Here is a 26,356-nt window from a genome sequence, read left to right on the forward strand (position 1 = left end):
GCTGCAGGAATGACGACCCACAGCCAAGAGCCGAACCACAACAAGCGACAAGCCACCTCGAGGTGTCGCGCACCTACCGGAACTGCTGTCGCACATCAGCCGGAACCCTGTCGCCCGGCTACCGGAACCGCGTCTTCAAACCGTCGCGCAGGAACCGGAACCGATGTGTCCACCATCTACCGGAACCACACACCGAATACACACGACCACACCACGAGCAGCACGAAGATCAACAACGCCGAAGACAGGCAAATAAGTTGAGACGGCAAACAAAGCAAACAAAGAAACCCCAGCTCAAACGCATGAGCTGGGGTTTCTCGCTGTGCGCCGCCAGGGACTCGAACCCCGGACCCGCTGATTAAGAGTCAGCTGCTCTAACCAACTGAGCTAGCGGCGCTTGCGACAGGTGTAACTGTAGCAGCCGCCGACCACCACTCGCACATCACGCGATCGTCGCCGCCAGCCTCCCGTACGCCTCCATCACCAGCTTCCAGAACCGGTCGACGTCCAGTTCCACCGCCACCGAAGCGTTCGGCACCTTCCCGTCGAGCTGGAAGTCCGTGACCGTCATCCCGGACGTGTACGTCCCGACCGTCTCGACGTTCACCACCGCCGGGAGCACCTTCAGCAGGCTCGGGTCGATGACGTGCGCCACGGCGACCGCGTCGTGGATGGCCGGTCCGCCGTCGGCCTCCACCACGCCGTAGAACTGGGAGATCGGCACGACCAGGTCGGCCAGCCGGCCCAGGGACCGCATCTGGTCCAGGATCGACTCGGTGACCACGGCGGTCAGGGTGACGTCGAGGCCGACCATGGTGACGTTCCATCCCGCGCCGAACACGATCGCCGCGGCCTCGGGGTCGGCCTTGATGTTGAACTCGGCGGCGGGCGTGTGGTTGCCGCGGGTGTAGGAGCCTCCCATGATCACGAAGTCGCGCACCCACTCGACGATCCGCGGCTCCCGCCGTACGGCGAGGGCGATGTTGGTGAGGGGGCCGACGGCGACGAGGGTGATCTCCCCGGGCGCCGAGCGGAGGGTCTCGATGATGAAGTCGACGGCGTGCCCGTCGGTGACCCCGTTGACCGGCACGGGGAGGATCACGCCGCCCAGGCCGGTGGCGCCGTGGACGGATTCGGCGCGCACTCCCGCTCCGAGCAGGGCTTGGGCACTGCCGGGCGTGACGGGCACGTCGTCGATCCGGTAGAACTCGCGCAGCGCGAGCGCGTTGGCGGTGGTCAGGTCGAGGTTGACGTTCCCTCCGACGGTGGTGATGCCGACGAGGTCGATCTCGGGGGAGCCGGCGGCCAGCGCGAGGGCCAGGGCGTCGTCGATGCCGGGGTCACAGTCAAGGAGGAGCTTTTTCACGACAAGACAGTACACATGAATCGGGACCGGGTGGTTTCCCCCAAAACCACCCGGCCCCGATCTACCGCGGTCCAGGCCGACACCTTCCCCCAAAGTGCCGGCGGTCCCGCTCAGCAGACGACGGTCCCCCTCCGCGTCCGCATCGGCAAAAGCTCTGCAAGTCAGTCGCAGCACCCTTGACCTGCTTCAACGTTACAGAGACGAATGCAACGGACGCGTCATACCAGGGTCGATTATCGCCCTAATCAGGCTAGGGGAGCTCCAAGCGGACCTCCGTACCCTCCCGGAGGGAACGGCTCACCGTGCAGTGCTTCTCCTCCACCCGTTCGGCCACCGCCCTGAACACCTGGTCGGCCTCGTCGGAGGGAACCTCCACATCGTAGGTCACCGTCAGCGGCCCGAGCAGGTTCGACTCGATCTTCTCCGCCTCGACCGTCATCGCCAGGCGCAGCAGGCGGTGCCCACGCTTGGCCGTGAGCGGCTCCACGGTCACGATGTTGCACCCGCCGACGGCCGCCAGGAGCAGTTCGACGGGGGTGAAGACGCCGTCCTGGTCGCCGCCGCCGATCTCGACTCGCGCGCCCCGGGCGTTGGTCGCCACGAAGCCGTCATCTGTCCGCTCAACACGCACGTTTGCCATGCCGGCAAACCTACCGGGAGTATCCGGACATCGCGCAGCAGGCGTTCCGGACGGCCCTCGCGTACGGCGTTCCCGACGATCCTCACGTACGGCAGGGCGCCAGGGAAGATCCCCCTTTACCGCAGAGCGCGCGGGAAGATCCCAGCGTTCGCAAGATCGGCGCATGGACCCCGGGGGGCGCCGCGGCACGCCATCGTGCTGCCCGCGAGCGCCAGGGTCACGCCATGGCAGGCAGGACCAGGCGTACCAGCGTTCCCCCGTCCGGCGCCGGTACCGCCGACACCGTCCCTCCGTGGCTGTCCACGACCTGCCGGACGATCGCCAGTCCCAGCCCCGATCCCGGCTTGGCCCGCGCCTCGTCGGCCCGGTAGAACCGGTCGAAGACGAACGGCAGGTCCGCGACGGGAATCCCCGGCCCGTGGTCCCTGACTTCCAGCACGCCTTCCCGCAGCGTCACCTCCACCGTGTCGTCGGGCGCGCCGTACTTGGCCGCGTTATCGAGCAGGTTGCCGACCGCCCGGGCGAGCCGGTCGGGCACCCCGCGCACCACGGTCGGCTCGACCGCCACCGTGAACGTGGTCACGGCCCAGTGCAGCCCGGCTCGGGCCACCTCGTGCGTGACGATCTCGTCCAGCCGTACGTCTTCCACCAGTGCCGCCGGCTCCTCGTCCCTGGCCAGCTCGACCAGGTCGGACACCAGCCCGCTCAGCTCCTCGAGCCCGTAGACCACGGCCCGCCCGACCTCGTCGCGCTCGGCGGCCGGCACGTCGCCGCGTACCAGCAGTTCCGCGTTGGTGCGCACGGCGGTCAGCGGGGAGCGCAGCTCGTGCGAGGCGTCGGCGACGAGCTGCTTCTGGGCTTTGGCGGAGCGTTCGAGCGCGTCGAGCATCGTGTTGAAGCTGGCCGCCAGTTTCCCGATCTCGTCGTCCCGCGTCACGTCGATGCGCAGCCCGAGGTCTCGGGTGCGGGCGATCTCGCCGGCCGTGGCGGTGAGTGTCGACAGGGGGCGCAGCGACGCGCGGGCCGCGAGCCACCCGAAGACGGCCGCGATGACCAGCCCGCCCGCCGCCACCGCGAGGAACGGCCAGCCGAACTCGGCCTGCCACCGCCCGATCTGCCCCATGACGCTCTCGGCCCTGCGGCAGGTGACGTAGTAGGCGGCGCCGAGCACGAGCAGGACCGACAGCGCCGCCGCGATGCCCGCCGCGAGCGCGAGCCTGAGATGCAGCCTCATGTCTCCCTCAACACGTAGCCGAGTCCGTGAACCGTCTGGATCAGCCGCGGTTCCCCGTCGTGCTCGGTCTTGCGCCGCAGGTAGCGGATGTAGACCTCGAGCGAGTTGGAGCCGGGCGTGAAGTCGTATCCCCAGATCCGCTCCAGGATGACCTCCCTGGTGAGGACCTGGCCGGCGTTGCGCATGAGCAGTTCGAGCAGCGCCGCCTCGGTGCCGGTGAGGTCGAAGATCCGGCCGCCGCGCCGGGCCTGGCGGCTCTCGGTGTTCAGGGCGAGTCCGGCGAACTCCAGCGCTCCGCCCGAGGAGGAGGTACGGCGCAGCAGCGCGCGAACCCTGGCGAACAGCTCTTCGAGGGCGAACGGCTTGACCACGTAGTCGTCGGCGCCGGCGTCCAGTCCCTCCACCCTGTCGCCCACGCCGGACAGCGCCGTCAGCATGAGGACGGGTGTCCTGTCGCCTTCGGCGCGCAGGCGGCGGCAGACCTCGAGGCCGTCCATGCCGGGCATCATGACGTCGAGCACGATCAGGTCGGGCCGGTCCACGGCCGCCACGGCCAGCGCGGTCGGCCCGTCTGGGGCGCTGCTCACCTGGTAGCCCTGGACGCGTAGCGCCCTGGTGACGGCGTCGCGCACCGAGGGTTCGTCATCCACCACCAGAACTTCGGATTTACCCATGTTTTATTCAGGCAACTCTCATGTAAGTCCCAGACCGTCGTTTCTATGACTACCAGTACGGTGCTCTTCTGGTCTGGCGCGATAGTGGGACACTTCGGAGCGCTTCACCCCGCATGGAGCTTCCCGTGGCTGCCGACCGCCCATGTCGGCGCCGCCGTCCTGGTGGGGCTCGGCCTGGTGGCGGCGCGCTGGAACCGTCGGGAGCGGCCGCATCCGAGCCTCAGGTGGGCGGCCTACCTGTCGGGCGCGCTGCTCGTCGCCTACCAGCTGGCCGCTCCCGCGACCGTGACGGGGCCGAGCCGCGTGGCCGCCTTCCTCCTGTACGGCGCGGCGCTGGCCGTGCTGCTGTGGGAGCGCAGGCCCGCCTCCAGCAGGTCGACGCTGCTGATCGCCGAAGGGGTCGGCGCGGCGGCGATCGCCGCGAGGGTCAAGGATCCGGCCAGCACGCTGGTTCTCTACCGGGCCCGCGACACCCGCGAGGCCGAGCAGGCGCGGGAGTTGCGCGAGCTGGGCGTGCCGGTGGTCCTCGTGGAGGGGACCGAGCACGATCCTCGGGCGAAGGAGGCGGTCAGCGCCTCGGGGCTGCGCCGCCTGGTGCCGGACATCTCCCAGCGCACGGTCCAGGTGTACGGCCCGCGGGCCTTCGTCCGCTATGTCAGGGGCGCGCTGACCAAGCTCAGGTAAAGGGCTTAGCCGAGCGTTATCCGTGCCGTGGGACGGTGGCTGTATGACCTTTCCTGGCGCCACCCGAGTCCAGATGGTGATGAACCTGCCGGTGTGCGTGGACATCCGCACGGCGCTGCCCGAACGCGAGCTGACGCCCCTGCTGGACGACGCGTTCGCGTGGCTGCGCTGGGTGGAGGACACCTTCCATCCCGACGTGGACGGCAGCCAGATCGCCCGGCTGAACAGCGGGCGGACCATCGCGCAGATCCCCGAGGTGGTCGAGGTCCTGCACCGGTGCGAGGAGCTGAGGGAGGCGACCGGCGGCTGGTTCGACAGCCGCCGCGACGGGCGACTGGACCCGATGGTCTACGTGCGGGGCTGGGCGGTGGAGCGGCTGTCCCGCGCCCTGGCCGGCGCGGGCGCGGTGGACCACCGGGTGACCGCGGGCAGCGGGACGCGGGTGCGCGGCTCGTCCTCGCCGGGACGCTCCTGGCGCGTGGGCATGCGCGACCCCTACGACGGGGTCACCACCAGGGTGCTGTTCGCCCACGACGCGGCCGTGGCCACCGCTGGCGGTGAGGAGTACAGCGGGCCGGGAAGGTCGTGGGTGTGCGTGGTCGGCCCCGACCTGGCGGCCGCCGGGGCGTACGCCGGTGCCATGCACGCCATGGGGACGGCGCGGGCCAGGCGGTTCGCGGGGGAGCTCGCCGCGGCCCAGCCGTACCAGACCATGGTGGTCGGGGCGGATGGGCGCGCGACGACGACGCCCGGTTTCACCGGCCACGGCGTGGAGACCAGCCTGGCCGGCTGACCGGGCTAGGCGTCGGGATGCTTCGACAGGTATTCGACGTAGAGCGGTTTCAGCGCCTCTCCCAGCTCACCCTGCCCTGAGGCCATGGCATCACTGAGCAGGGCGGACAGGTGGCTCAGGTCGTTGACGACCTCCCCATGGTGACCGGTGGCCGCCTCCGCGGCGGGGATCGCCTTGAGCAGGTCCCAGATGAACGCGAAGTCGCCGTGGCGTACGGCATAGCGGACCGCCCGCTCGTGCAGTTCGCTCGCCGTCAGCGTCTCGAGTTCTTCCGTGTCCATGTCACTCCCTCCACAGGAGGGGCCTTCCCCGCGATGTCACCTCGATAACGCTTCCCGAAGACTCCGTGGAGCGATCGACGGGCGCGTGGTGTCCGAGTCCGCCCGGACGCGGCGCCGGAGATCCTTTTCGGCCCGCCGGTGGGACCGGCCGTGCCGCGCCTGCTTGCGCCTCTATCGCATCGCCGATCAGAAAGTGCGAGGATCCTGTGGCGTGAAGCTCATCATCAAAGTTCTCGTCGTGGCCGCGTCCCTCTGGGTCGCCACGCAGCTCGTGAGCGGGGTGGCGATCACGACACCACCCGGCACGGCCCAGTACTGGGGCACGCTGCTGGTGGTGGCGCTGATCTTCGGCCTGATCAACGCCGTGATCAAGCCGATCATCGAGACCATCGGCTGTGCCTTCTACGTGGTGACGCTGGGGCTGTTCGCCCTTGTCGTCAATGCCGGTCTGATGCTTCTGACGAGCTGGATCTCCGACCAGCTCGACGTCCCCTTCCATGTCTCCGGATTCTGGCCCGCGTTCTGGGCCGCGATCGTGGTCTCCATCGTGAGCTGGGTGCTCAGCCTGATCCTGCCTGACTGATGGAGCTCGACGGCAGCGGTCTCACCTGCGCGCGGGTGGCCGCCGGCGGCCCGGTTTCGATCGCGTCACTCGATCGGGCCCGGGCCGCCTGGCGTACGGCCCAGTCGCTGACCGGGCCCGTGTACGGCAGGAGCACGGGGGTCGGTGCCAACAAGGAGATCTCGGTGGAGGAGGGCGGGCTCGCCCTGCTGCGCAGCCATGCCGGCGGGGCCGGGCCGCTCGTGCCGGCCGAGCGGGCCAGGGCGATGCTCGTCGTCCGGCTGAACCAGCTGCTGGCGGGCGGTTCCGGCGTGGATCCGGCGCTGCTGCCGGTTCTCGCCGAGGCGATCAACACCGGCCACACCCCTCCGGTGCGCACGTACGGCGCGATCGGCACCGGCGACCTGACCGCGCTGGCGACCACCGCGCTGTGCCTGCTCGGCGAGCGGGAATGGCGGGGGCCCGGCCCAGGGCCGCGTTTCGCGCTCTCGCCGGTGGACGCGCTGCCGTTCATCAGCTCGGGGGCGGCCACGCTGGCGGACGCGGCGCTCGCGCTGCACGAGGTGCGGCTGCTGCTGGAGGCGGCGGTCGGGGTGGCGGCGCGCACGTTCGCCGCGGTCGACGCCTCGGTGGAACCGCTGGCGCCGGCCGTCCACGCGGCCAGGCCGCAGCCGCGGCAGGCGGAGGTGGCCGACCGGCTGCGCGGGCTGCTCGCCGCGCGTGAGGCGGCCAGGATCCAGGATCCGTACGGCTTCCGCGCCTTCGCCCAGGTGCACGGGGCGGCGCTCGACGCGCTGGCACGGGCGGAACGGGCGGTCGAGGTCGACCTCAACGCGGCCACCGAGAACCCGCTGGTCGGCGCCGGGCGCGCCTGGCACAACGGCAACTTCCACTCCGCGCCGATCGCCCTGGCTCTCGACGCGATGCGCGCGGCGCTGGTGCCCGCCGCGCAGCTGGCGACCGCCAGGCTGGCCACGCTCATGGAGCCCGCCTATACCGGGCTGCTTCCCTTCCTGTCCGGGCGGCTGGGCGAGTCGGGCGCGATGATCCTGGAGTACGTCGCCCAGGACGCCCTCGCCGAGCTGCGCCTGCTGTCGGCGCCCGTGACGTCCGGCACGGCGGTGATCTCGCGGGGCGCCGAGGACCACGCCGGTTTCGCCACGCAGGCGGCGCGGGCCGCGCTGCGCTGCGTGGAGCCGCTGGAGATCGTGCTGGCCTGCGAGCTGGTCGCCGCGGAGCGCGCGCTGGCGCAGCGCTCCGCGCCCGGTGAACCTGACCGGCCGCTCGACACCGACCTCGAGGCGGCCAGGGCGGAGCTCCGCCTGATCAGCCCGTGATCCGGCGCACCGAACCGCGTTCGCGCAGCGTGGGCTGCTGGACGACCCTGCGGCGGCGCACCGCGCCGTCGGCCGCCGCCGCCACCAGCCGGACGGCGGCGCGGACGATGCCGTCGAGGTCCCAGTCGACGGTGGTCAGGCCGGGGGTGAGCAGGCCCGACATGGGATGGTCGTCGTAGCCCATCACCGACACCTCGCCGGGCACCGCGATGCCCCGCTCGGCCGCGGCGGCGTAGACGCCGTAGGCGATGGAGTCGGAGAAGCAGAACACGGCCGTGTGACGCCCGCCGGCCAGCACCTGGTGGGCCACCTCGGTGGCGCCGGCGAGCCCGTGGGGCGCGGTGGCCACCTCGATGTCGAGGCCGAGCCGGTCAGCCTCGGCGCTGGCGTGGACGTCGGCGGGCCGGTCGGGGGTGCGCGCGCCCGTGGGGGTGAGCACGGCGATGCTGCGGTGGCCGAGCTGCTTCAGGTGTTCGAGGGCGAGGGTGACGCCGTGCCGGTTGTCGAAGACCACCTCGCCCGCCGTGCCGGGCAGCCCGTCGCCGATGGCGATGACCGGCACGGACTCGCACAGGTCCGCCCAGAACGGCGCGGCGGGGTCGACGGGCTGCACGATGAGGCCGTCGACGCGCTGGTCGCGCAGCTGCTGGGCGAGCACCCGCTCGCGGCCAGGGTCGCCGACCGCGTCGAGGATCAGCGCGTAGCGGTCCTTCTCCCTGAGGCCCCTGCTGATGCCGACCGCGAGCGACTGCTGCCACAGGTCCTCGAGCGAGCCGCAGAGCAGGCCGATCATGCCGGTGCGGCCGCTGGCCAGCGCTCGGGCGATGGGGTCGGCCTCGTAGCCGAGCTCGGCCGCCGCCGCGCGGACGCGTTCCATGGTCTCCTCGGAGACCTGGAGGCCGCGCAGCGCGTAGGAGACGGCGGCAGGTGACAGGCCGGTCGCCTGCGCGACCTCTTTGATGGTCGCTCGCTTTCGGGCCATTCGCCAAGCCTACTCAGCATTGACAGGCACGGGGGTGAAGCGGTTCACTGAATCGCATCACTGAATCGCTTCACAAGCAGGACCCAGGGTTTACCTGTATTGTCAGTAGGAAATAGAGGGAGGTGTGGCCGTGAGCATTGACGTGCACCAGCATCTGTGGACCCCGTCGTTCGTCGACGCGCTCCGCGCCCGCGCCACGCCTCCCTACCTCGACGGGTGGACGCTGATCCTCGACGGCGAGCCGCCCTACGAGGTGAACCCGGCCGACCACGCCGCGCGCGACACCACCGGGCTCGAGCTCGCGCTCGTGTCCCTGTCCAGCCCGCTCGGCATCGAATCGCTGCCGCCCGAGGAGGCGTGGCCGCTCATCGACGCCTACCACGAGGGCGCGCTGGAGCTGCCGGAGCCGTTCGGCGCGTGGGCGGCGACCTGCCACAGCGAGATCGACCCCGACCGGCTGGCCGCCGACCTCGACCGCGGCTTCCACGGGCTGCAGATCCCGGCGACCGCCGCGCCCGACGACCGCCTGCTCGAGGTGCTGACCGCGCGCGACCTGCCACTGTTCGTCCACCCGGGACCGGCGGCCGCCGAGCAGGACCGGCCCGGCTGGTGGCCCGCGCTGGTGCCGTACGTGCAGCAGATGCACGCCGCCTGGCACCACTTCCGCGCCGTGGTGCGCCCGCGGCACCCGCGCCTGCGCGTCTGCTTCGCGCTGCTGGCGGGGCTCGCGCCGCTGCACTCCGAGCGGCTCATCGCCAGGGGCGGCGGCCGCGGCCGGGTCGACCCCGACCTGTTCGTGGAGACCTCGTCGTACGGCCCGCGCGCGATCGACGCGATCATCCGCGAGCTCGGCATCGACGTGGTGGTGAACGGTTCGGACGCGCCGTACGCCACCGCCTTCCAGGACGGCCCCGGCATCGGGCCGGCGGCCGCGCACGCCATCAGGGTCACCAACCCGCGTCGCCTGCTGTGCGGAGACGCGTCGTCGGCCCCTTCGCCGCCTCCGGCCAGGAGAGCGGCAGCAGCCACGTTCTCACGAATGGGACGAGAGGAGTAAACGCCCGTGAGCACCAACCTTCCCGCCCGCACGCTCGATCGGCGGGAACTGCGCGATCTGGTCGACGACCTGGCCGCGAACCCTGCCCAGTGGCAGGACCAGGTGGCGTTCCCGGCCGACGGCGGCCGGCACTACGCCTCGCTCTACCGCGACGCCTATGTCGATGTGTGGCTGCTCTGCTGGCGTCCCGAGGATGACACGGGCTGGCACGACCACGACATCTCCTCCGGAGCGGTGCACGTGGTGCAGGGCGGGCTCCTGGAGTGCAACCCGCGCATCGGCGGCGAGCACCTGGAGACCGTCGTCGCCGAGGGGCAGTCGTTCCACTTCGGGCCCGACCACATCCACCGGCTGACGGGGGCGGTGGACCGGAGTGTGTCCATCCACGCCTACTCCCCGCCGCTGTGGCGGCTCGGGCAGTACTCCATCGACGACACGGGCCTGATGCGCAGGGTCTCGGTGAGCTACGCGGACGAGCTGCGCCCCATCGACGAGACCCCGGCGAGCGGCGTCATGGAGGAGGTGGCCTGAGCTCAGGCCGCGCACGCCTCCCGCAGCACGCAGCACGTGGCGCACGGCTCGGCCTCCGGGAGCGTGACCCACAGGCAGCAGGTCCTGCGCCGGTAGCCGTCGGCGGTCTGTTCGAGCAGGCCGTCGACGGGCCGCCCGATCGCGCGCAGCAGGCCCATGTAGTCACCCTGGACCACCGCGGTCATCGGGTGCGCGAACGCCTCGGCCGTGGAGCCCCACAGCGTGCGCCTGCCCACCCTGGCCTGGACGCTGATCGCGTTGACCAGCGGCTCGTGCGCCTGCAGGAGCGCGGCCCCGATCGCCGCGGCGCTGTCGACGACCGACACCGAGGTGGCCGCGATCGTCACGCCCGCGTCGGAGGGCTTGAAGTAGATGTCCTCGAACCGCATGACGGGCACCTGCCGGTTCAGCGCCCAGCCGACCGCCATCGGGAAGGTCAGCCAGTAGCCGAGCGCCTTCCACAGCAGCGCCGCGCCCACGTGCCTGGGCGCGCCGTAGCGGCCCGCGGTCTGCTCGACCAGCCCGTCCAGCAGGGTGTACGGCGCCCGCGTCAGCTCGCTGAGCGGCGTCCACGAGGCGTCGGGGTCGATGACGAGACCCGGCTCGACGCCCAGCACACCACCGCGCTCGGCGGCGACGCGCTCGAGCACCCCGGTCAACTCCGCGAGCGGCACGGCAAGGCCCTTCCTCGTAAAGGTAAGCCTTACCTAAGATAGCAGAGGCCGTCCCGCACGGATCCCGACGGCCAGCTGGATCAGGCACGCGACGAGGCCAGCCAGCAACGGCAGGGTCCACCCTCCCGACGCCTGCCGGAGGAACCCGATCGCCAGGGGGCCGAGCGCGGCCAGCACGTAGCCCACCGACTGGGCCACGGCCGACAGCGCGGTCACCGACGACGGGTCGGGCGCGCGCAGCGTGATGATGAGCAGCGCCAGCGCCAGCGAGGCGCCCTGACCGACACCGAGCACGATCATCCACAGCCACGGCACGGTGGTGGGCGCCAGCAGCACGCCGGCGTAACCGGCCGCGGTCAGCAGCGCGGCGGCGGCCACGTGCGGGGCCTGCGACGCCCGGCGCTCGGCGTGCACGGGGACGGCGAGCGTGGCGGCGACCTGGGAGAGGTTCGAGACGGCCAGCAGGAAGCCCGCCTGCTCGGCGGGGACGCCCGCCTCCTGGAAGATCGTGGGCAGCCAGGCGAGCATCGCGTAGAAGGTCAGCGACTGCAGGCCCATGAACACCGTCAGCTTCCAGGTGAGCGGGCTGCGCATCAGCGCCATGAACGGCCGCGGGCCGTTGGCGGGCGCCGCCCGCCCGCCGAGGGCCTGGGGCAGCCAGAGCGCCGCGGCGGCCAGGGCCGGCAGCGCGACCAGAGCGGAGACGCCGCGCCAGCCGTACCCGGTGAGGTGCTGGAGCGGGATCATCAGCGCGGAGGCCGCCGCGGCGCCGGCCACCAGGGCCGTGACGTAGACGGAGGTGAGCAGGCCGGCCTTCGCCGGGAAGTGCTGCTTGACCACGCCCGGCATGACCACGTTCATGATCGCGATGGCGGTGCCGGCGATCGCGGCGCCCGTGTAGAGGGCGGACGCGCCGTCCAGGCTGCGCAGCAGCACGCCCGCGGCCAGGACGAGCAGGGCGACGAGCAGCGTGCGGTCCAGGCCGATCCGGCGGGCGAGCAGCGGGGCGACCGGACCGAACAGGCCCAGGCAGACCACCATGACGGTGGTGATCGCACCCCCGCCCGCAGGAGTGAGGCCCACATCGGTCATGATCTGGTCGAGGAGGGGGGAGACGCCTGCGATGGCGGGTCGCATGTTGAGCGCGGCCAGCACCAGCCCGGCGACGACGAGGGCGGATCTCAACGACATAGCGGGCCCCACTCTGTCATGCCGTCGCGGCCTGTCCGACGCGGGGCGGCTGACAACGTTGTCAAGCAGGCGTACGTGGGAAAGGATCCCTGTGTGAGACCGACGATGAAGGATGTCGCGGCGGAGGCGGGGGTCGCGCTCAAGACCGTCTCCAGGGTCGTCAACAACGAGCCGGGCGTGAACACCGCCACCGCCGAGCGGGTACGCGCCGCGATCGAGCGGCTCGGCTACAGCCGCAACGAGAGCGCCAGGGTGCTGCGCCAGGGCAGGACGTCGAGCATCGGCCTGGTCATCGAGGACGTCGCCGACCCCTTCTACTCCGGGTTGACCCGGGCGGTCGAGGAGGTGGCGATCAAGCACGGCTCCCTGGTGCTCAGCGGCTCCTCCGGCGAGGACCCGGCCCGGGAGAAGGAGCTCGTGCTCACCTTCTGCGCCCGCCGGGTCGACGGCCTCATCGTCGTGCCCGCCGGGAACGACCACTCCTACCTGCGGGCCGAGCTCGACGCGGGCACGCCCGCCGTCTTCGTCGACCGGCCCGCCGGCCCTGGCCCGGAGGTCGACACGGTGCTGTGCGACAACGCGGGCGGGGCGCGGCTGGCCGTACGGCACCTGCTCGCGCACGGGCACCGGAGGGTGGCCTTCCTGGGCGACAGTCCGACGATCTTCACGGCGGACGAGCGGCAGCGCGGTTACCGGGAGGCGCTCGGCGACCTGGTGGACGAGCGGCTGGTCTCGATGGCCCACCCCTCTCCCGAGAGGGTGCGGGCGGTGCTCGACCGGTGGCTCGGGATGGACGACCCGCCGACCGCGCTGTTCACGGGCAACGGCCGGTGCACGGTCACGGCGCTGCGGGCGCTGGAGGGGCGGCGGATCGCGCTGGTGGGGTTCGACGACTTCGAGCTGGCGGACCTGCTGGATCCCGCGGTGACCGTGGTGGCGCAGGACCCGGCGGGGCTGGGGAGGATGGCGGCCGAGCTGCTGTTCAGGAGGATCGCGGGGAACGGGGGGCCGGTCGAGCGGGTCATCCAGCCGGTGCGGCTGATCGCGCGGGGATCGGGGGAGATCGGGCCGGGCGGGGGCTGACGGTGGAGGCCGGTGGGCGCCTTCTTCGTCAACGGTGGAAGTGGGTGGATGCGGTCCGGGGTTCGGCAGGGCGGCGAAGGGTGCGGGACAGGGCGAGGGCGGCGAGGATGCCGGCCGCGCCCGAGGCGGCCATCGCGGCCCCGGGTCCGGCCACCTCGGCCAGCCCGCCGACCATCGCCGCCCCCAGCGCCTGACCGGTCATCAGCCCGGCCGACTGCAGGCCGTACGCGTGGCCTCTGACCTGCTCCGGCACCGCCTCCAGAAAGTGCCGCTGCAGCCCCAGCTGGTAGGCCAGGCAGCCCGCCGACAGCGCCGCGAGCAGCGCGGTGACCGGCAGCCCCGGCGCCGCCACGAAGGCCAGCCACGGCACCCCCATCGCCGCCGCCAGCGGAAGCGACAGCCGCTCGCGCGTCGCGGGCGCGGCGAAGCGGCCCACGGCGAACTCCCCCACCGCCATTCCCGCCGCCGCCACCGCGAGGGCCAGCCCGGCCCCCGTCGCCGACCCCGCCGCGGTCAGGTACGGCACGACCATGGCCTCGGCGCCCGCCAGGCACATCGGCGGCACCCACATCGCCAGCAGCAGCCCCCGCACGCCACGCGACCCCAGCAGGCTCCGGTTGACCCGCAGCGTCGTGCGCACCGTGCCGCGCCCGGAGCCGCCCCGCGCCGGCGCGGCGGGCAGGCCGTACCTGAGGACGAGCGCCGCCACCGCCGAGATGGCCGCGGTGATCGCCAGCGCGCCCTCCGGCCCCGCCACGGCGAGGATCCCGCCGCCCAGCGACAGCCCGCCGATCTGCGCGCCCGCGCTGGTCATCCCCAGCAGCGACCGGCCCAGGACGAAGGCGTCGCCGGGCAGCACGTCCGGCAGCATGGCGTTGCGCGCCGCGCCGAAGACGGGCTGGACCAGCCCGGTGACCAGGATCAGCGCCAGCATCGCCCACACCGGCAGTCCGGCGTAGGCCAGCAGCAGGCACACCACGAGCCTGACCAGTTCGCCCGCCACCATGAGGCCGCGGGCCGGGAGCCTGTCGGCCAGCGACAGCAGGAACATGCCGCCCACGAGGTAGGGCAGCCAGCCCGCCATGTAGGCGGCCGCCGACAGCCCGGGCGAGCCGGTCCGTTCGAACACCAGCACCGACAACGCCAGCATCTTGACCCCGTCGCCGACGATCAGCAGCGCGAAGCTGCCGAACAACACCCTGAACTCCCTGACCCTGAACACGTCACGGAATGTCGCCTGCTCCATGCGCTCACCCTGGGCACCGGCACGACAAATGACGATTTATTCGGGAATATCCGAAAGGTGATCAGGATCGAGGTCAGCCCGCAGGACATTGCCGCCAGCCGCTTCGCCATCTCGCCGCTCGTGGAAACCCTCCACGCCACCTGGGTGCTCGAAGGCAGGGAGAGCGCCGGGGCGCTGCAGGCGTGGGCCGCGCGGTGGCGGGAGCCGTACCGGCGGCTGGGGCAGCCGGGGCTGCCGCTGGTCCAGGCGATCTCCGGCAACCTCGGGCCGGCGAACGTGGACTTCATCGCGCCCCCGCCGACCGGCGTGAGCGTGCCGTTCGACACGGAGCTGGCCGCGCTCAGGGCCACCCCGCTCGCGCGCGCCCACGAGGAGATCGCGCGGATCCCCGTCCCCCGCGCGCTGCGGGCGGCCCTCACCGGCCCCGACGTCGTACGGCTGGTCGCCGACGCCCTCGAGGCGGTGTGGCGGGAGATCATCCTGCCCGAGTGGCCGCGCTTCCAGGCCGTGATGGAGCGCGACGTGGTGTGGCGGGCGGGCAGGCTGGCGACCTTCGGGTGGGCGGCCGCGCTCGACGACCTCAGCGCGCAGATCCGCTGGCGCGACGGCGGGCTCGACTGCGACCTGACCAGCGACTTCGTCAAACGCGACCTCAACGGCAGGGGGCTGCTGTTCCTGCCCTCGGTGTTCGGCTCGCGGGTCGGCGCCTACCTCGACGACGCCTGGCCGTACGCGCTGGTCTATCCCGCACGCGGCGTGGGCGCGACCCAGGCCGGCGCGGGCCCGCGCCTGGAGAGGCTGACGCGCCTGATGGGCCGCACGCGCGCCCGCGTCCTGGCTGAGCTGGCCACGCCCGCCACCACGACGCACCTGGCCGCCGTCATGGGCCTGGCCCTCGGCACGGTCGGCGAGCACGTCGGGGCCCTGCGCGGGGCCGGCCTCGTCACCGGCGCCCGCGCGGGCCGCGGCGTGGTCTACGCGCGCACCCCCTTGGGCGACGCGCTGGTCTCCGGCGAGCTCACCCCTTGAGCGCGCCCGCCATCAACCCCCTCATGAAGAACCGTCCGAGCAGCAGGTAGATCAGCATCGTCGGGATCGAGGCGAGCAGCGCCGCGGCCATCTGCTGGCTGTACGGCGTGGCCTGCGCCCCGGCGATGTTGTTCAGCATCACGGTGGTCGGCCAGCTCGTCGGCCCGGTGAGGAAGACGGCGAACAGGAAGTCGTTCCACAGCGAGGTGAACTGCCAGATGATCACCACGGCGACGGCGGGTCCCGACACGGGCAGCACCACCGACCAGTAGGTCCGCAGCATGCCGGCGCCGTCCACCCGGGACGCCTCGACCAGCTCGTCGGGGATCGTCACGTAGTAGTTGCGGAAGATCAGCGTGCAGATCGGGATGCCGTAGACGACGTGCGCGAGCACCAGGCCGGGGATCCCGCCGTAGATGTCGAGGTTCACCATGAGCTGCACCAGCGGGATCATGACCCCCTGGTAGGGGATGAACATCCCGAACAGGAACAGCGTGAACAGCACGTCCGCGCCGGGGAAGCGCCATTTCGACAGCACGTAGCCGTTCATGGAACCCAGCGCGCACGACAGCAGCGATCCCGGCACCGCCAGCAGGACGCTGTTCCAGATGCCCGGCGCCAGCTTCTCCCACGCCACCCGCCAGGCCTCGAACGTCCACACCTGCGGCAGGTTCCACGCCTGCGCGGGATTGGCCTCGGTGAGCGGCTTGAAGCTGGTGACCAGCAGCACGTAAATGGGGATCAGGAAGACGACCGCGAAGGCGATCAGCAACCCACGGCGGACGATCACGAGCGCCTCTCCTTGCGGACCGACCAGATCAGGTAAGGGATCACGAAGATCGCCACGCTGAGCACGATGTAGGAGGCGATGGTCGCGCCCTTGGCCGGGTCGTGGGAGTCGAAGACCGCCACCCACATGAACACGGCGGGCACGTCGGTGATGATCTGCTTGCCCGACACGGCCATGACCAGGTCGAAGGTCTTCAGCGAGATGTGCCCGAGGATGATCAGCGCCGACAGCGTCACGGGCCGCAGCAGCGGCAGCACGATGTGCCGGTAGACGCCCCACTCTGTGCACCCGTCCACCCGGGCGGCCTCACGCAGCTCCTCGGGGATCCCGCGGAACCCGGCCAGGAAGAGCGCCATGACGTACCCGGCCATCTGCCAGATCGCCGGGACGGCCATGGCGGCCATGCCCCAGTCCTGGTCCCTGAACCAGGCCCACTGGGGCAGCCCGAGCACGTCGAACAGCCGGTTCAGCCCGACCGCCCGCTCGCCCTCGGCCGAGTTCATCAGCCAGCGCCAGACGATGCCGGTCGCCACGAACGAGATCGCCATGGGGAACAGGTAGATCGCCCTGAACGTGCCCTCGCCCCTGATCCCCTTCTCCATCAGGAAGGCGAGGAACCAGCCGAGCAGCAGCGCCCCGCCGACGAACACGACGGTGAACAGGATCGCGTGGCTGACCGACAGGTGCCAGCGGGGCAGGTCCCAGATGTCGATGAAGTTGCGCAGGCCGACGAACGAGCCCTCCGACACCTCGTCGTGCTTGTCGGTCATGGCCAGGCTGAAGTTCCAGCCGAGCATGCCGTACACGAACACGCCGATCAGGATGATCGAGGGGGCCACCAGCAGCAGGCCCGGCAACCAGGCGCGGGCCCGCCGCAGGGCGGGCCCGCCTTTTCTAACCATCACGATGCCTCACGGGGCCTCATCACCAGGGCCTCACTGGGCGTTGGCGGCGGCGGCGTCGACGAGGCCCTTCTGCAGCGCGGCCACGTCCTTGCTGCCGATGAACAGGCCGACCGCCTCGTTGACGGCGGCGAGCCACGGCTGGTTGACGGCCACGCCGTGCTGGATGGATCCGGCCAGCTTGTCGGCCGACCAGTCCTTCAGCGCGTCACCGAGGTAGTCGGTGTAGAGGGAGGCGTCGGCGTCCTTGCGGGCCGGGATGGAGCCCTTCTTCGGGTTGAAGGCGTCCTGGCCCTCCTTGCTCGCCGCCACCTTGAGCCAGGCGATCGCGCCGTCCCTGTTCTTGGCGCCCTTGGGGAGGGTGAAGCTGTCCGACAGCCACAGGTAGGTGCCCCCGGTGCCGGGCGCGGGCGCCCAGTCGAAGTCGGTCTTCGACTTCTTGCCGAGACCGCCGTCCGGCGGGTTGTGGAAGTAGCCGTAGGCCCAGTCGCCCATGATGTTGAAGGCGGCCTTGCCCTCCGCCACCTGCGCGGCGGCCGGCTGCCAGTCGTCCTGCGGGTCACCCGCGTACGACAGGATCGTCTTGAAGTTCTCCAGCGCCTTGGTGACCTCGGGGGAGGCCCAGTTGGCGCCCGGCTTGAACAGCGCGTTGTAGCCGTCGGTGCCGAGGGAGCCGAGCAGCACGCTCTCCATCAGGTGGGTGACGGTCCACTCCGAACCGATCGACAGCGGGATCTTGCCCTTGGCCTTGACCTTCTCCAGCGCGGCGACGAACTCCTCGATCGTCTTGGGCGCGCCCGCGACCCCGGCCTCCTTGAGGACGCTCGGGTTGAACCACAGGATGTTCGAGCGGTGGATGTTGACGGGCACCGAGTAGATCTTGCCCTGGTAGCTGATCTGCTCGACCAGCTGTGCGGGGAAGACGTCCTTGAGCTTCAGCTCGTCGTAGAGGAAGGTCAGGTCCTCCAGGTCGCCCGCCTTGATGTAGCCCTGCAGTTCGGCGCCCGCGTGCCCCTGGAAGGTGTCAGGCGGGGTGTCCGCCTGGAGTTTGGACTGCAGCAGCGCCTTGGCCTTGTCGCCCGAGCCACCCGCGACCGCGGCGTCGAAGAAGGAGAAGCCGGAGTTCTGCTTCTCGAAGATCTCCTTCATGGCTTTCAGGCCGTCGGCCTCGCCGGGGCCGGTCCACCAGGAGAAGACCTCCACCTGTTTCTTCGCGTCGCCGCCCGCGCCGGAGGCCTGGCCCGACGGAGCCGCGGGGCCGCCTCCGCCCCCGCAGGCCGTCAGCCCGAGCACGGCCGCCATGGTGATCGTCGCTAACCACCGTCGTCTCATCGCACACCGCTCCTTTGCCACGGTCGGGTGACAACGTTGTCAGTAGGGCAATCAACCCACTTCGCACTCCGCGACGTCAAGGCATGTGCGGGTAACAGCTCGGCATAGCCGGGGAGCGCTCTCTCCGGCCGCGCCCGGTCCATGCGGAACGCCGGGCGCTCAGGGAGGCTGTGCGGGCTCGAGCCCTGCGCGACTCGAGCCCGCTGCCGCGCCCGCCGGACCACGACCTCCACCCCTCCGAGGAGGCCGGGCCCTCACGCGAACGCGACGTCCCGATGGATCGACCGGCGGCTCTCCCGCGTGTGGGTACACCCGGGAGCACCGGGCCGAGGCGTGTGCCGCCGGTCGATCACAGGGCAACGCTAGGCCGCGCGCGCCGCCGGCACATGCGCCGAGATGGCCATTCGGGCATGTATCCGGTGTGGGTCAACAATGTGTAGAGAATGTGCTCCGGCATGGTCAGGCACCGGCCCCCTGTGTACGCCCCCGGGCACCCGCGGCGCACCAGAACGGTCTGGCGGGAAAGCCGTAGGAAATTGTCGGTGCCACCGTTCACACTCCAGGTATGGCGGACGAGCCCCTCGAACTAGGCGAGATCTCCTTCTCCGACTGGCACGCCCACACCGACAAGATGGCCGAGGTCGGGTTCCTGACCATCGCCAGGCGGCTGCCCGCCCTCGTGGGGCAGGCGATGCGGATGGCATGGCGGGCCAGCCCCCGTGACACCGCGGCCACCGTCGGCTTCAACCTCGCGGGCGGCATCTTCACCGCCTTCGGGCTGCTGGCCACCACCGGCGTCCTCGAAGCACTGTTCAGCGAGGGGCCCACGCCCGAACGGGTGTGGGCCGCGCTGCCGAGCCTCGCGGTGGTGGCGGGCGCCGCCGCGCTGCGCACGCTGACGCAGGCGGCCGCGGGCTGGGCGCAGTCCCGGCTCGACCCGCAGGTCTCCCGGCTCACCGAGGAGCGGCTGTACGGCCTGACCAGCCGGGTGCCGCTGGTGGCCTACGACGATCCCGACTTCCACGACGCGATGGAACGTGCCAGGGTGCGCGGCGTCGCCATGGCCGACGTGGTGGTGATGACGGCGATCGACGTGATGACCGCCGCCATCGGCATCGCCGCCGCGGCCGGCGTGCTGGGCATCCTGCACCCGGTTCTGCTGCCGCTCCTGGTCCTCGCCGTACTGCCGGACGCGTGGGCGGCGGTGCGTTCGGCCAGGATGCGCTACTCGTACATGTACTCGCTGATCCCCGCCCGCAGGCGCAAGTGGATCATCGCCGAGCTGCTCGCCGACCGCTCCCCCGCCGCCGAGGTCCGCTCCTTCACCATGCGCGGCTTCCTGCTGCGGATGTACGACGCGGTGGCCAGGGCCGAGCAGGAGGTCCTGCTGCGGCTGGCCCGGCGGCAGACGATGGCCAGGCTGGTCGGCGAGGCGCTGGGCGGCCTCGGCACCGGCCTGGTCTACGTCGCGCTGGGCGTGCTGCTGGCCGTCGGGGCGCTGCCGCTGGCCGTGGCCGGCACCGCCGTCCTGGCGATCAGGCAGGGCCAGATGTCACTGAGCAACCTCATGTACGCCACCAACCGCCTCTACGAGGAGGGGCTGTACTTCACCGACTTCCTCGACTTCTGCGCCGACGCCGAGCGGCGGATCGCCGACCCGAGGCCCACGCCCGCGCCCAGGTCGTTCGACGAGATCAGGGCCGAGGACATCACCTTCACCTATCCGGGCTCCGACAGCCCGGCGCTGCGCGGGGTGTCCATCAGGGTCGGCAAGGGCGAGGTCATCGCGTTCGTCGGCGAGAACGGCTCGGGCAAGACCACGCTCGCCAAGATCCTGTCAGGCCTCTACGAGCCGGACGGGGGCACCGTCAGCTGGGACGGGCTCGACGTGCGGGAGGTGCCGCCCGAGGAGCTGCGCCTGGCCACCGCGGTCATCGCGCAGGACCACACCAGGTGGCCGCTGACGGCCCGCTACAACATCACGATGGGCACCGACAAGGGCGAGCCCGCGCTGGTCGCCGCGGCGGAGGTGGCCGGCGCCGACGAGGTCGTGGCCGAGCTGCCCCACGGCTACAGCACGCTGCTCGACCGGCGGTTCAAGGACGGCCAGGAGCTGTCGGGAGGGCAGTGGCAGCGCATCGCGGTGGCGCGCGGCTTCCACCGCGACGCGCCGCTGCTGATCTGCGACGAGCCCACCGCCGCGCTCGACGCCAGGGCCGAGCACGCGCTGTTCGAGCGCATCCGCCGGCACTCCGACGGGCGCACCGTGCTGCTGATCACGCACCGGCTGGCGAGCGTGCGCTACGCCGACCGGATCTACGTGCTCGACCACGGCAAGGTGGTGGAGGAGGGCACGCACGAGCAGCTGATGGCCGAGGACGGCCTCTACGCCGACCTCTACAACCTCCAGGCGCAGGCCTACCGCTGACCGACCGGGCCGCCCGTGCGGGTCGGGGCCGGGGCGGGGGACTGCGGGGGCACGTGCCGGGAGTCGCGGCGGATGCCGGGGCGGGGTACCGCAGGGGCGTGCGTGCCGGGGTCGCCAGGGCCAGGTACCGCCGGGCGTGTGCGTGCCGGGCGGGTGTGCGGTGCGGGTGGTCAGGCCAGGAGGGCCTGCATGATGCGGCGGGCGATCGGGGCGGCCACGTCGCCGCCGGAGCCGGACCGCTCGACCACCACGCCCACCGCCACGCGCGGGCTGTCGGCCGGGGCGAAGGCCGTCAGCAGCGCGTGGTCCCGTGCTCCCGGCGCGTTCTCCGCCGTGCCCGTCTTGGCCGCGACCACCACGCCCGGCAGCGCCGCCGCCGTACCGGTGCCGCCCTCCTCGGTGACGTTGACCATCATCGCGGCGAGCTGCGCGGCCTCGCGCGGGCTCATCGCCGAGCGCCACTGCGACGGCTCGGCCGTGTCGATGACCGAGCCGTCGGGCAGGCGCACCTCGTCCACGAGATAGGGCCGCATCAGCGCGCCGCCGTTCGCCACGGCGGCCGACAGCATGGCGATCTGGAGGGGAGTGGCCTTGTCGTCGAACTGGCCGATGGCCGACAGCGCGGTCTGGGCCTGGTCGAGACCGCTGGGGTAGACGCTCATGGAGACCGGCATCGGGACGGTCAGCGTGTCGTCGTTGAACCCGAACGCCTCGGCCTGCTGGCGCAGCGCGTCCTGTCCCATGTCGAGGCCCATGGCGGCGAAGGCGGTGTTGCAGGAGATCTGGAAGGCGTAGGCCAGCGGGGGGCGCCCGTCGCCGCACGCCGCTCCCCCGGCGTTGCGCAGGTACGTCGAGGTGCCGGGCAGCAGCAGGCTGCTGGGCGCGTCGAGGGGCGAGTCCGCCTCGTAGGTCCCGGAGTTCAGCGCGGCGGCGCTGGTGACGACCTTGAAGGTGGAGCCGGGCGGATAGTTCTGGTTGAGCACCCTGTTGAGCAGCGGCCGGCCCGGGTCGGCGTGCAGCAGCGCGTCGGCCTCCCTCAGCTTGGCCGGGTCGAAGGTGCTGTAGAGGTTGGGGTCGTAGGAGGGGTAGGAGACCATCGCCAGGATCGCCCCCGTCGTGGGGTTGACCGCCACCGCGGCGCCACGCCGTCCCGTCGCGGCCAGTCCTTCGTAGGCGGCCCGCTGCGCGCGCGGCTCGATGGTGGTGCGCACGTCGGCGCCCTCGCTGATGCCGTCCGTCACCAGTGCCCGCACCCGCGCCTTCGGGGCGCTGCCGGTCAGGGCGTCGTCCTCGGCCCGCTCCAGACCCGTGGTGGTGTAGAGGGAGGCGTGGCCGGTGACGGTCGCGTACAGGTCGCCGCCGGGATAGAAGCGCCGGTAGGCGTAGCTGGGGTCCTTCGTCCTGCGGCTGACGGCCATGACCGTGCCGTCGCGGGCGAGGATCTTGCCGCGCGGATGCGCGAACTTGGAGATCACCGTGCGGTGGTTGCGCGGGTCGGCGTTGAGGCTCGCCGTCCTGAACCCCTGGATGAGGGTGACGTTGGCGAGGAGCGCGAACATCATCGCCGCGCACACCATCGCCGCGCGACGCAGCGGGATGTTCATCCGTCTCGCCCGGGGCCCGGCCATCAGACGCGCGCGGAGGGGACTGCCCGCTTCAGCTGACCGGGCACCGTGGAGAGGTGAAACCCGTGGCCCGGGCCGCGTTCCGAGGCGGCGGTCACGAGGCGCGCCCTGACGTGAGAACGGCGATCGGCGTCGTGAGGGCGGGGCTCGCCCTTCGGGAGGCTGCGGAAGCGGCTTGGCGAGAAGCCGCTCCCTTCAGGGAGCGGAGGAGTCACACCTCCCGGTTTAGCAACCGCAATCCCAAGCGGGGGCTAGAGCACGCTGCGGTAGTAGGAAATCTTGTGCTGGATGTAGCGCTGGCGCTCGATCAGGTTGTCGATCTGGCCGCGCACCCTGATGTCGTGCTCCTCCAGGAGCGCGATCCTGTCGGGAATGGTGTGGTCGCCCGCGCGCACCAGCTCGGCGAAGCGCAGCATCTGGGCGATCGGCATGCCCGTGTCGCGCAGGCACCGGATCGTGCCGAGCCAGCCGAGGTCGTCCTCGGAGAACCTGCGCTGCCCCGCGGCGTTACGGTCGACGGGGGCCAGCAGACCGATCTTCTCGTAGTAGCGAAGGGTGTCGAGGCTGAAGCCGGTCTCCTCGACCACTTCAGCGGGCGTGTAGACGGTCACACGGCCGATCCTTCCACCTGGAGTGCGCTCCAGGTCAACCGCTTGACACGGAGCGCCCTCCAGGCCGGCGCCGCGCCCAAGCTGGACGACACGCTCACGGCGCGGCTGGACGCGCCGTGCTGAGGTGGCCGGCGAGGTAGCGGCGGACCAGCTGCTTGCACTCGGCGATGAGCTCGGGGTCGCCGTCGGGGCTCCTGCTGAAGGCCAGCTTCAGTACGGCGTCGGCGGCCTCGACGGCGACACGCAGCGCCAGGTCGAGCCGTTCGCCCTCCGGCTTGTCGTACAGGCCGACGACGAGGGCGCGCAGCCGCTCGGCCACGACGGCGCTGTTCTCGGTAGCCGCGTCGAGCATGTGGCTGGTGCCCGGCAGGGCCGGACCGCCGGGCGTGGGCAGCACCTCGCCGAAGTCGACCACCGCGAAACCCGGTGTGCTGCGCTTCATCGCCACGAATTCGTCGATCGCCAGGTCGGACAGCTCCGACCAGTGGGCGAGATCGGCCGTCGCGATGCGGTCGGTGACGCGGGTGAGGAACCTGTCGAGGTTCCGCATGGCCAGCGCCCTGACCAGACCCTGCTTGTCGGGGAAGAACTGGTAGAAGGTGCCGATGGGCACCTCGGCCCTGCGGGCGACCTCCTTGGTGGTCAACCCGTCGTAACCCACTTCGTCCAGGAGCGAGGCGCACTCGTCGAGCATCCGCTCGACCCGCTCGGCGCTGCGGCGTTGGGAGGGACGGCGGCGCAGAGTAGTCGTCATGCTCCCATCCTTGCCCATTCCGGCGGCCGTGCCGCGCGACTCCGGTTCCTTGATCGCCTAATATGACCGGTTATGTTCCTCTGGGGTACGGCCACCGCCGCCTACCAGATCGAGGGCGCCGTCCACGAGGACGGCCGCGGCACCTCCATCTGGGACACCTTCTCCCACGAGCCCGGCAGGACCCGCGACGGGCACACCGGCGACGTGGCCTGCGACCACTACCATCGCTGGCCCGAGGACCTCGACCTGATGAGCGACCTGGGCGTCAACGCCTACCGGTTCTCGATCGCGTGGCCGAGGATCCAGCCCGACGGCTCCGGCGAGGTCAACCCGAAGGGGCTCGACTTCTACGACCGGCTCGTGGACGGCCTGGGCGAGCGCGGCATCACCCCCGTGCCCACGCTGTTCCACTGGGACCTCCCCCAGGCGCTGGAGGACAGGGGCGGGTGGCTCGACAGGGACACCGCGTACCGCTTCGCCGACTACGCCGCGGTCGTGGCCGAGCGGCTCGCCGACCGCGTACCGATGTGGATCACGCTCAACGAGCCGTTCGTGCACATGGTGTTCGGCTACGCGATGGGGGTGCACGCGCCCGGCCGGGCGCTGATGCTCGACGCGCTGCCGGTGGCGCACCACCAGTTGCTCGGGCACGGGCTGGCCGTAGGGGCGCTGCGGGCGGCGGGCGCGCGGCAGGTGCTGGTGACCAACAACTGCACCCCCGTGTGGGCGCAGGACGCGGCGGCGGGCGACGCGTACGACGCCCTGCACAACCGGCTGTTCAACGATCCCGTGCTGCTGGGGCGCTACCCCGACCTGTCGGCCTACGGCGTCACGCTCGACTGCGTCCGCGACGGCGACCTGGAGATCATCTCCACCCCGCTCGACGGGCTCGGCATCAACTACTACAACCCCACACGGATCGGCGCCCCCACCGACGACACGCTGCCGTGGACCGACCTCGGCATCACCGGCTACCCCACCACCGCCTTCGGCTGGCCGGTGGTCCCCGACGGGCTGCGCGAGCTGCTGGTGGGCCTGCGCGACCGGTACGGCACGGCGCTGCCGCCGATCTACATCACCGAGAACGGCTGCTCCTACCCCGAGCAGGACGACCAGGCCAGGATCGCCTTCCTCGACGGCCACCTCGCCGCCCTCCGCGCCGCCCAGGACGAGGGGGTCGACGTACGGGGCTACTTCGTGTGGTCGCTGCTGGACAACTTCGAGTGGGCCGAGGGCTACCACCAGCGCTTCGGCCTGGTCCACGTCGACTTCCCCACCGGCAGGCGCACGCCCCGCGCCTCCTACCACTGGCTGAAGGACCGGCTCTCCGGCACCGCGCACCCGTAGCCGACACCCGCCCGGGTACGGCCCGCTTCCCGCCCGGCCCGAACCGGCTGGTCCCACCCGGTACGGCCCGCTTCCCGCCCGGCCCGACCGGGTGCCCGGTCCCGGCGGGCGCGGTCCACCTGCCGCCCGGCCCGCCCGGTCCCGCCGGGTGGGCCGCGGCGGGCGGCTCGAACGGATCAGGCGCGGCTCAGAACACCGACACGTGCACGTGGTCCCAGTGGTTGGCGGTCACGCCGCCGCGGTCGGACATCATGTCCCAGCCGCCGCCGGTGCGCACGTCGTAGTAGCGCTGCTTCCAGATGATGTACATGACTCCGAGCCGCGACCCGTTGGAGATCAGCCACTGGGCCAGCTCGTCGCCCCTGACCAGGTTGGCGCCGGTGGCCATGGTGCCGCCGGGGCTCATCATGAAGTCGCACGCCCGGCCCTTGCCGTGCTCGCCGGGGTCGCCGACGCGCAGGCAGCCGACGCCGTAGAACATCGGGAAGTTGCGCATCACCTCCTCGCGGACCGAGATCATGCGCGAGGTGAGGCCGTTGGCGTTGCCGGGCTGCTGGATGCCGTACTTGGCCAGCAGCTTCTCGATGTCGCGCCGCTTGCTCTGCATCTTCTTGATGTCGCGCTCGAGGTCGTCGATCTTCGCGGCGGCCTCCTTCTTCGCCTTGTTGGCGTTGGCGACCATCTCCTTGATGCGGCCGAGTTTGGAGGTGCGTTCGGCCGACAGGTAGGTCATGTTCGCCGCCTGCCCCAGCACCTGGTACGGCTCGCCGGGGATGGAGAACAGGCTGGTGCCGTCGAACGGCCCCTGGATGTAGGTGGTCTGCGCGATCTGGCTGACCTCGACCTCGGCGGCGGCGAGCGCGGCCTTGAGGTTGCCCGCCCGGTCGGTGGCCTTCTTCGCGGCCAGCCTGGTGTCCTCGAGGCTCTCGAGGGTGCCGCGGTAGACCTTGTTGAGGTCGGCCGCCTGCTTGGTGAGCTGGCGCAGCTTGGTCCTGTTGTCGGGGTCGGCGGTCGCCGCGTGCGGCAGGGGGAAGGCGACCAGCGCGACGAGGATGACGGCGAGCGCGGCAAGACGCCCTGATCTCACGTCCATCCTCCCCTCATAGACGCAGTGACTATAGAAGATGATCTTGACTGCTGCCACCCGAACCATGGAACTCGTGCGCCTTTGGCGAAGTATCTAGCACTTTGTCCGACAACAGG

At 71.4% G+C, this 26,356-nt stretch carries 26 protein-coding genes and 1 tRNA gene; 10 read left to right on the forward strand and 17 right to left on the reverse strand.

Annotated elements, in window-relative coordinates; all coding sequences use genetic code 11:
* Window positions 1-323 precede the first annotated feature (323 nt).
* The 5 genes from ABZX22_RS42090 to ABZX22_RS42110 all read right to left on the reverse strand — a co-directional run bounded on the left by ABZX22_RS42090 (window position 324) and on the right by ABZX22_RS42110 (window position 3,914).
* Window positions 324-397: transfer RNA gene (locus ABZX22_RS42090), tRNA-Lys, on the reverse strand.
* Between the two features lie 45 nt (window positions 398-442).
* Window positions 443-1,366, reverse strand: a complete 924-nt coding sequence (locus tag ABZX22_RS42095; protein ID WP_354921895.1) for a nucleoside hydrolase — start codon at window positions 1,364-1,366, stop codon at window positions 443-445.
* A gap of 250 nt (window positions 1,367-1,616) precedes the next feature.
* Window positions 1,617-2,006: an OsmC family protein gene (locus ABZX22_RS42100; protein ID WP_354921898.1), complete on the reverse strand. Its 390-nt coding sequence runs from the start codon at window positions 2,004-2,006 to the stop codon at window positions 1,617-1,619.
* Between the two features lie 217 nt (window positions 2,007-2,223).
* Window positions 2,224-3,240 (reverse strand): HAMP domain-containing sensor histidine kinase, encoded by a 1,017-nt coding sequence (locus tag ABZX22_RS42105; RefSeq protein WP_354921901.1) that lies wholly within the window; start codon window positions 3,238-3,240, stop codon window positions 2,224-2,226.
* Window positions 3,237-3,914 (reverse strand): response regulator transcription factor, encoded by a 678-nt coding sequence (locus tag ABZX22_RS42110; RefSeq protein ID WP_354921904.1) that lies wholly within the window; start codon window positions 3,912-3,914, stop codon window positions 3,237-3,239. The genes ABZX22_RS42105 and ABZX22_RS42110 overlap by 4 nt, the downstream gene beginning before the upstream one ends.
* A gap of 45 nt (window positions 3,915-3,959) precedes the next feature.
* On the opposite strand from ABZX22_RS42110, the gene ABZX22_RS42115 reads away from it, so the two are divergent.
* Both ABZX22_RS42115 and ABZX22_RS42120 read left to right on the forward strand, forming a co-directional pair.
* Window positions 3,960-4,598, forward strand: a complete 639-nt coding sequence (locus ABZX22_RS42115; RefSeq protein ID WP_354921907.1) for a hypothetical protein — start codon at window positions 3,960-3,962, stop codon at window positions 4,596-4,598.
* Between the two features lie 43 nt (window positions 4,599-4,641).
* A complete protein-coding gene (locus tag ABZX22_RS42120; protein ID WP_354921910.1) occupies window positions 4,642-5,391 on the forward strand; it encodes an FAD:protein FMN transferase in 750 nt (249 codons plus the stop codon).
* Between the two features lie 5 nt (window positions 5,392-5,396).
* On the opposite strand, the gene ABZX22_RS42125 is transcribed toward ABZX22_RS42120, so the two are convergent.
* Window positions 5,397-5,672 carry a hypothetical protein gene (locus ABZX22_RS42125; protein WP_354921913.1) on the reverse strand — a complete coding sequence of 92 codons (276 nt, stop codon included), beginning with the start codon at window positions 5,670-5,672 and terminating at the stop codon, window positions 5,397-5,399.
* Between the two features lie 211 nt (window positions 5,673-5,883).
* Here ABZX22_RS42125 and ABZX22_RS42130 point away from each other — a divergent pair, with 211 nt between their 5' ends.
* Together ABZX22_RS42130 and ABZX22_RS42135 are read left to right on the forward strand one after the other, a co-directional pair.
* Window positions 5,884-6,255, forward strand: coding sequence for a phage holin family protein (locus ABZX22_RS42130; protein WP_354921916.1), 372 nt, complete (start codon window positions 5,884-5,886; stop codon window positions 6,253-6,255).
* Window positions 6,255-7,571, forward strand: coding sequence for an aromatic amino acid lyase (locus tag ABZX22_RS42135; RefSeq protein ID WP_354921919.1), 1,317 nt, complete (start codon window positions 6,255-6,257; stop codon window positions 7,569-7,571). Before ABZX22_RS42130 ends, ABZX22_RS42135 begins: the two co-directional genes overlap by 1 nt.
* Here the strand turns inward: ABZX22_RS42135 and ABZX22_RS42140 are convergent.
* The gene (locus tag ABZX22_RS42140) at window positions 7,561-8,553 is read right to left on the reverse strand and encodes a LacI family DNA-binding transcriptional regulator (RefSeq protein WP_354921922.1); all 993 of its coding nucleotides are present in this window, start codon (window positions 8,551-8,553) and stop codon (window positions 7,561-7,563) included. The genes ABZX22_RS42135 and ABZX22_RS42140 overlap by 11 nt on opposite strands.
* A gap of 130 nt (window positions 8,554-8,683) precedes the next feature.
* On the opposite strand from ABZX22_RS42140, the gene ABZX22_RS42145 reads away from it, so the two are divergent.
* Together ABZX22_RS42145 and ABZX22_RS42150 are read left to right on the forward strand one after the other, a co-directional pair.
* A complete protein-coding gene (locus ABZX22_RS42145) occupies window positions 8,684-9,610 on the forward strand; it encodes an amidohydrolase (protein ID WP_354921925.1) in 927 nt (308 codons plus the stop codon).
* 6 nt (window positions 9,611-9,616) lie between these two features.
* On the forward strand, window positions 9,617-10,141 hold the full coding sequence (locus tag ABZX22_RS42150; RefSeq protein WP_354921927.1) for a cysteine dioxygenase family protein: 525 nt from the start codon (window positions 9,617-9,619) through the stop codon (window positions 10,139-10,141).
* Between the two features lie 2 nt (window positions 10,142-10,143).
* On the opposite strand, the gene ABZX22_RS42155 is transcribed toward ABZX22_RS42150, so the two are convergent.
* Both ABZX22_RS42155 and ABZX22_RS42160 read right to left on the reverse strand, forming a co-directional pair.
* Entirely contained in the window at window positions 10,144-10,815 is a 672-nt protein-coding gene (locus ABZX22_RS42155; RefSeq protein ID WP_354921929.1) for a (2Fe-2S)-binding protein, read from the reverse strand.
* A gap of 33 nt (window positions 10,816-10,848) precedes the next feature.
* A complete protein-coding gene (locus ABZX22_RS42160; RefSeq protein WP_354921932.1) occupies window positions 10,849-12,006 on the reverse strand; it encodes an MFS transporter in 1,158 nt (385 codons plus the stop codon).
* A 105-nt stretch (window positions 12,007-12,111) separates the two neighbouring features.
* Between ABZX22_RS42160 and ABZX22_RS42165 the strand changes: the two genes are divergently transcribed.
* Window positions 12,112-13,089 (forward strand): LacI family DNA-binding transcriptional regulator, encoded by a 978-nt coding sequence (locus tag ABZX22_RS42165; protein ID WP_354922016.1) that lies wholly within the window; start codon window positions 12,112-12,114, stop codon window positions 13,087-13,089.
* 28 nt (window positions 13,090-13,117) lie between these two features.
* Here ABZX22_RS42165 and ABZX22_RS42170 read toward each other — a convergent pair whose 3' ends face one another.
* Window positions 13,118-14,335: an MFS transporter gene (locus ABZX22_RS42170; RefSeq protein ID WP_354921935.1), complete on the reverse strand. Its 1,218-nt coding sequence runs from the start codon at window positions 14,333-14,335 to the stop codon at window positions 13,118-13,120.
* Between the two features lie 57 nt (window positions 14,336-14,392).
* On the opposite strand from ABZX22_RS42170, the gene ABZX22_RS42175 reads away from it, so the two are divergent.
* Window positions 14,393-15,364: a winged helix-turn-helix domain-containing protein gene (locus ABZX22_RS42175; protein WP_354921938.1), complete on the forward strand. Its 972-nt coding sequence runs from the start codon at window positions 14,393-14,395 to the stop codon at window positions 15,362-15,364.
* On the opposite strand, the gene ABZX22_RS42180 is transcribed toward ABZX22_RS42175, so the two are convergent.
* Genes ABZX22_RS42180 through ABZX22_RS42190 form a run of 3 tightly spaced genes read right to left on the reverse strand, consistent with a single transcriptional unit; the run spans window position 15,354 to window position 18,388 of the window.
* Window positions 15,354-16,151 (reverse strand): carbohydrate ABC transporter permease, encoded by a 798-nt coding sequence (locus ABZX22_RS42180; protein ID WP_354922019.1) that lies wholly within the window; start codon window positions 16,149-16,151, stop codon window positions 15,354-15,356. The genes ABZX22_RS42175 and ABZX22_RS42180 overlap by 11 nt on opposite strands.
* On the reverse strand, window positions 16,151-17,056 hold the full coding sequence (locus ABZX22_RS42185; RefSeq protein ID WP_354922022.1) for a sugar ABC transporter permease: 906 nt from the start codon (window positions 17,054-17,056) through the stop codon (window positions 16,151-16,153). Before ABZX22_RS42185 ends, ABZX22_RS42180 begins: the two co-directional genes overlap by 1 nt.
* A 33-nt stretch (window positions 17,057-17,089) precedes the next feature.
* Window positions 17,090-18,388 (reverse strand): ABC transporter substrate-binding protein, encoded by a 1,299-nt coding sequence (locus ABZX22_RS42190; RefSeq protein WP_354921940.1) that lies wholly within the window; start codon window positions 18,386-18,388, stop codon window positions 17,090-17,092.
* Between the two features lie 565 nt (window positions 18,389-18,953).
* On the opposite strand from ABZX22_RS42190, the gene ABZX22_RS42195 reads away from it, so the two are divergent.
* Window positions 18,954-20,816 carry an ABC transporter ATP-binding protein gene (locus tag ABZX22_RS42195; RefSeq protein ID WP_354921943.1) on the forward strand — a complete coding sequence of 621 codons (1,863 nt, stop codon included), beginning with the start codon at window positions 18,954-18,956 and terminating at the stop codon, window positions 20,814-20,816.
* 170 nt (window positions 20,817-20,986) lie between these two features.
* Here ABZX22_RS42195 and ABZX22_RS42200 read toward each other — a convergent pair whose 3' ends face one another.
* The 3 genes from ABZX22_RS42200 to ABZX22_RS42210 form a co-directional block, all read right to left on the reverse strand.
* Window positions 20,987-22,420, reverse strand: a complete 1,434-nt coding sequence (locus ABZX22_RS42200) for a penicillin-binding protein 2 (protein WP_354921946.1) — start codon at window positions 22,418-22,420, stop codon at window positions 20,987-20,989.
* 272 nt (window positions 22,421-22,692) lie between these two features.
* Window positions 22,693-23,052 carry a MerR family transcriptional regulator gene (locus tag ABZX22_RS42205; protein ID WP_354921949.1) on the reverse strand — a complete coding sequence of 120 codons (360 nt, stop codon included), beginning with the start codon at window positions 23,050-23,052 and terminating at the stop codon, window positions 22,693-22,695.
* 94 nt (window positions 23,053-23,146) lie between these two features.
* Window positions 23,147-23,806 carry a TetR/AcrR family transcriptional regulator gene (locus ABZX22_RS42210; protein WP_354921952.1) on the reverse strand — a complete coding sequence of 220 codons (660 nt, stop codon included), beginning with the start codon at window positions 23,804-23,806 and terminating at the stop codon, window positions 23,147-23,149.
* Window positions 23,807-23,878: 72 nt separating this feature from the next.
* Between ABZX22_RS42210 and ABZX22_RS42215 the strand changes: the two genes are divergently transcribed.
* Entirely contained in the window at window positions 23,879-25,153 is a 1,275-nt protein-coding gene (locus ABZX22_RS42215) for a GH1 family beta-glucosidase (protein ID WP_354921955.1), read from the forward strand.
* Between the two features lie 187 nt (window positions 25,154-25,340).
* Here ABZX22_RS42215 and ABZX22_RS42220 read toward each other — a convergent pair whose 3' ends face one another.
* A complete protein-coding gene (locus ABZX22_RS42220) occupies window positions 25,341-26,246 on the reverse strand; it encodes a hypothetical protein (protein ID WP_354922024.1) in 906 nt (301 codons plus the stop codon).
* Between the last annotated feature and the right edge of the window lie 110 nt (window positions 26,247-26,356).

Origin of the sequence: Nonomuraea sp. NPDC003804 (assembly GCF_040610675.1) — a bacterium.
In the GTDB taxonomy this organism is placed as follows: Bacteria; Actinomycetota; Actinomycetes; order Streptosporangiales; family Streptosporangiaceae; genus Nonomuraea.

Bases quoted from the DNA above. Each gene is read 5' to 3' on its own strand.
- ABZX22_RS42100 (WP_354921898.1), bottom strand. From the start codon at position 2,006: ATGGCAAACGTGCGTGTTGAGCGGACAGATGACGGCTTCGTGGCGACC.
- ABZX22_RS42105 (WP_354921901.1), bottom strand. From the start codon at position 3,240: ATGAGGCTGCATCTCAGGCTCGCGCTCGCGGCGGGCATCGCGGCGGCG.
- ABZX22_RS42110 (WP_354921904.1), bottom strand. From the start codon at position 3,914: ATGGGTAAATCCGAAGTTCTGGTGGTGGATGACGAACCCTCGGTGCGC.
- ABZX22_RS42115 (WP_354921907.1), top strand. From the start codon at position 3,960: ATGACTACCAGTACGGTGCTCTTCTGGTCTGGCGCGATAGTGGGACAC.
- ABZX22_RS42120 (WP_354921910.1), top strand. From the start codon at position 4,642: ATGACCTTTCCTGGCGCCACCCGAGTCCAGATGGTGATGAACCTGCCG.
- ABZX22_RS42125 (WP_354921913.1), bottom strand. From the start codon at position 5,672: ATGGACACGGAAGAACTCGAGACGCTGACGGCGAGCGAACTGCACGAG.
- ABZX22_RS42135 (WP_354921919.1), top strand. From the start codon at position 6,255: ATGGAGCTCGACGGCAGCGGTCTCACCTGCGCGCGGGTGGCCGCCGGC.
- ABZX22_RS42140 (WP_354921922.1), bottom strand. From the start codon at position 8,553: ATGGCCCGAAAGCGAGCGACCATCAAAGAGGTCGCGCAGGCGACCGGC.
- ABZX22_RS42160 (WP_354921932.1), bottom strand. From the start codon at position 12,006: ATGTCGTTGAGATCCGCCCTCGTCGTCGCCGGGCTGGTGCTGGCCGCG.
- ABZX22_RS42165 (WP_354922016.1), top strand. From the start codon at position 12,112: ATGAAGGATGTCGCGGCGGAGGCGGGGGTCGCGCTCAAGACCGTCTCC.
- ABZX22_RS42170 (WP_354921935.1), bottom strand. From the start codon at position 14,335: ATGGAGCAGGCGACATTCCGTGACGTGTTCAGGGTCAGGGAGTTCAGG.
- ABZX22_RS42185 (WP_354922022.1), bottom strand. From the start codon at position 17,056: ATGGTTAGAAAAGGCGGGCCCGCCCTGCGGCGGGCCCGCGCCTGGTTG.
- ABZX22_RS42190 (WP_354921940.1), bottom strand. From the start codon at position 18,388: ATGAGACGACGGTGGTTAGCGACGATCACCATGGCGGCCGTGCTCGGG.
- ABZX22_RS42195 (WP_354921943.1), top strand. From the start codon at position 18,954: ATGGCGGACGAGCCCCTCGAACTAGGCGAGATCTCCTTCTCCGACTGG.
- ABZX22_RS42200 (WP_354921946.1), bottom strand. From the start codon at position 22,420: ATGAACATCCCGCTGCGTCGCGCGGCGATGGTGTGCGCGGCGATGATG.
- ABZX22_RS42210 (WP_354921952.1), bottom strand. From the start codon at position 23,806: ATGACGACTACTCTGCGCCGCCGTCCCTCCCAACGCCGCAGCGCCGAG.
- ABZX22_RS42215 (WP_354921955.1), top strand. From the start codon at position 23,879: ATGTTCCTCTGGGGTACGGCCACCGCCGCCTACCAGATCGAGGGCGCC.
- ABZX22_RS42220 (WP_354922024.1), bottom strand. From the start codon at position 26,246: ATGGACGTGAGATCAGGGCGTCTTGCCGCGCTCGCCGTCATCCTCGTC.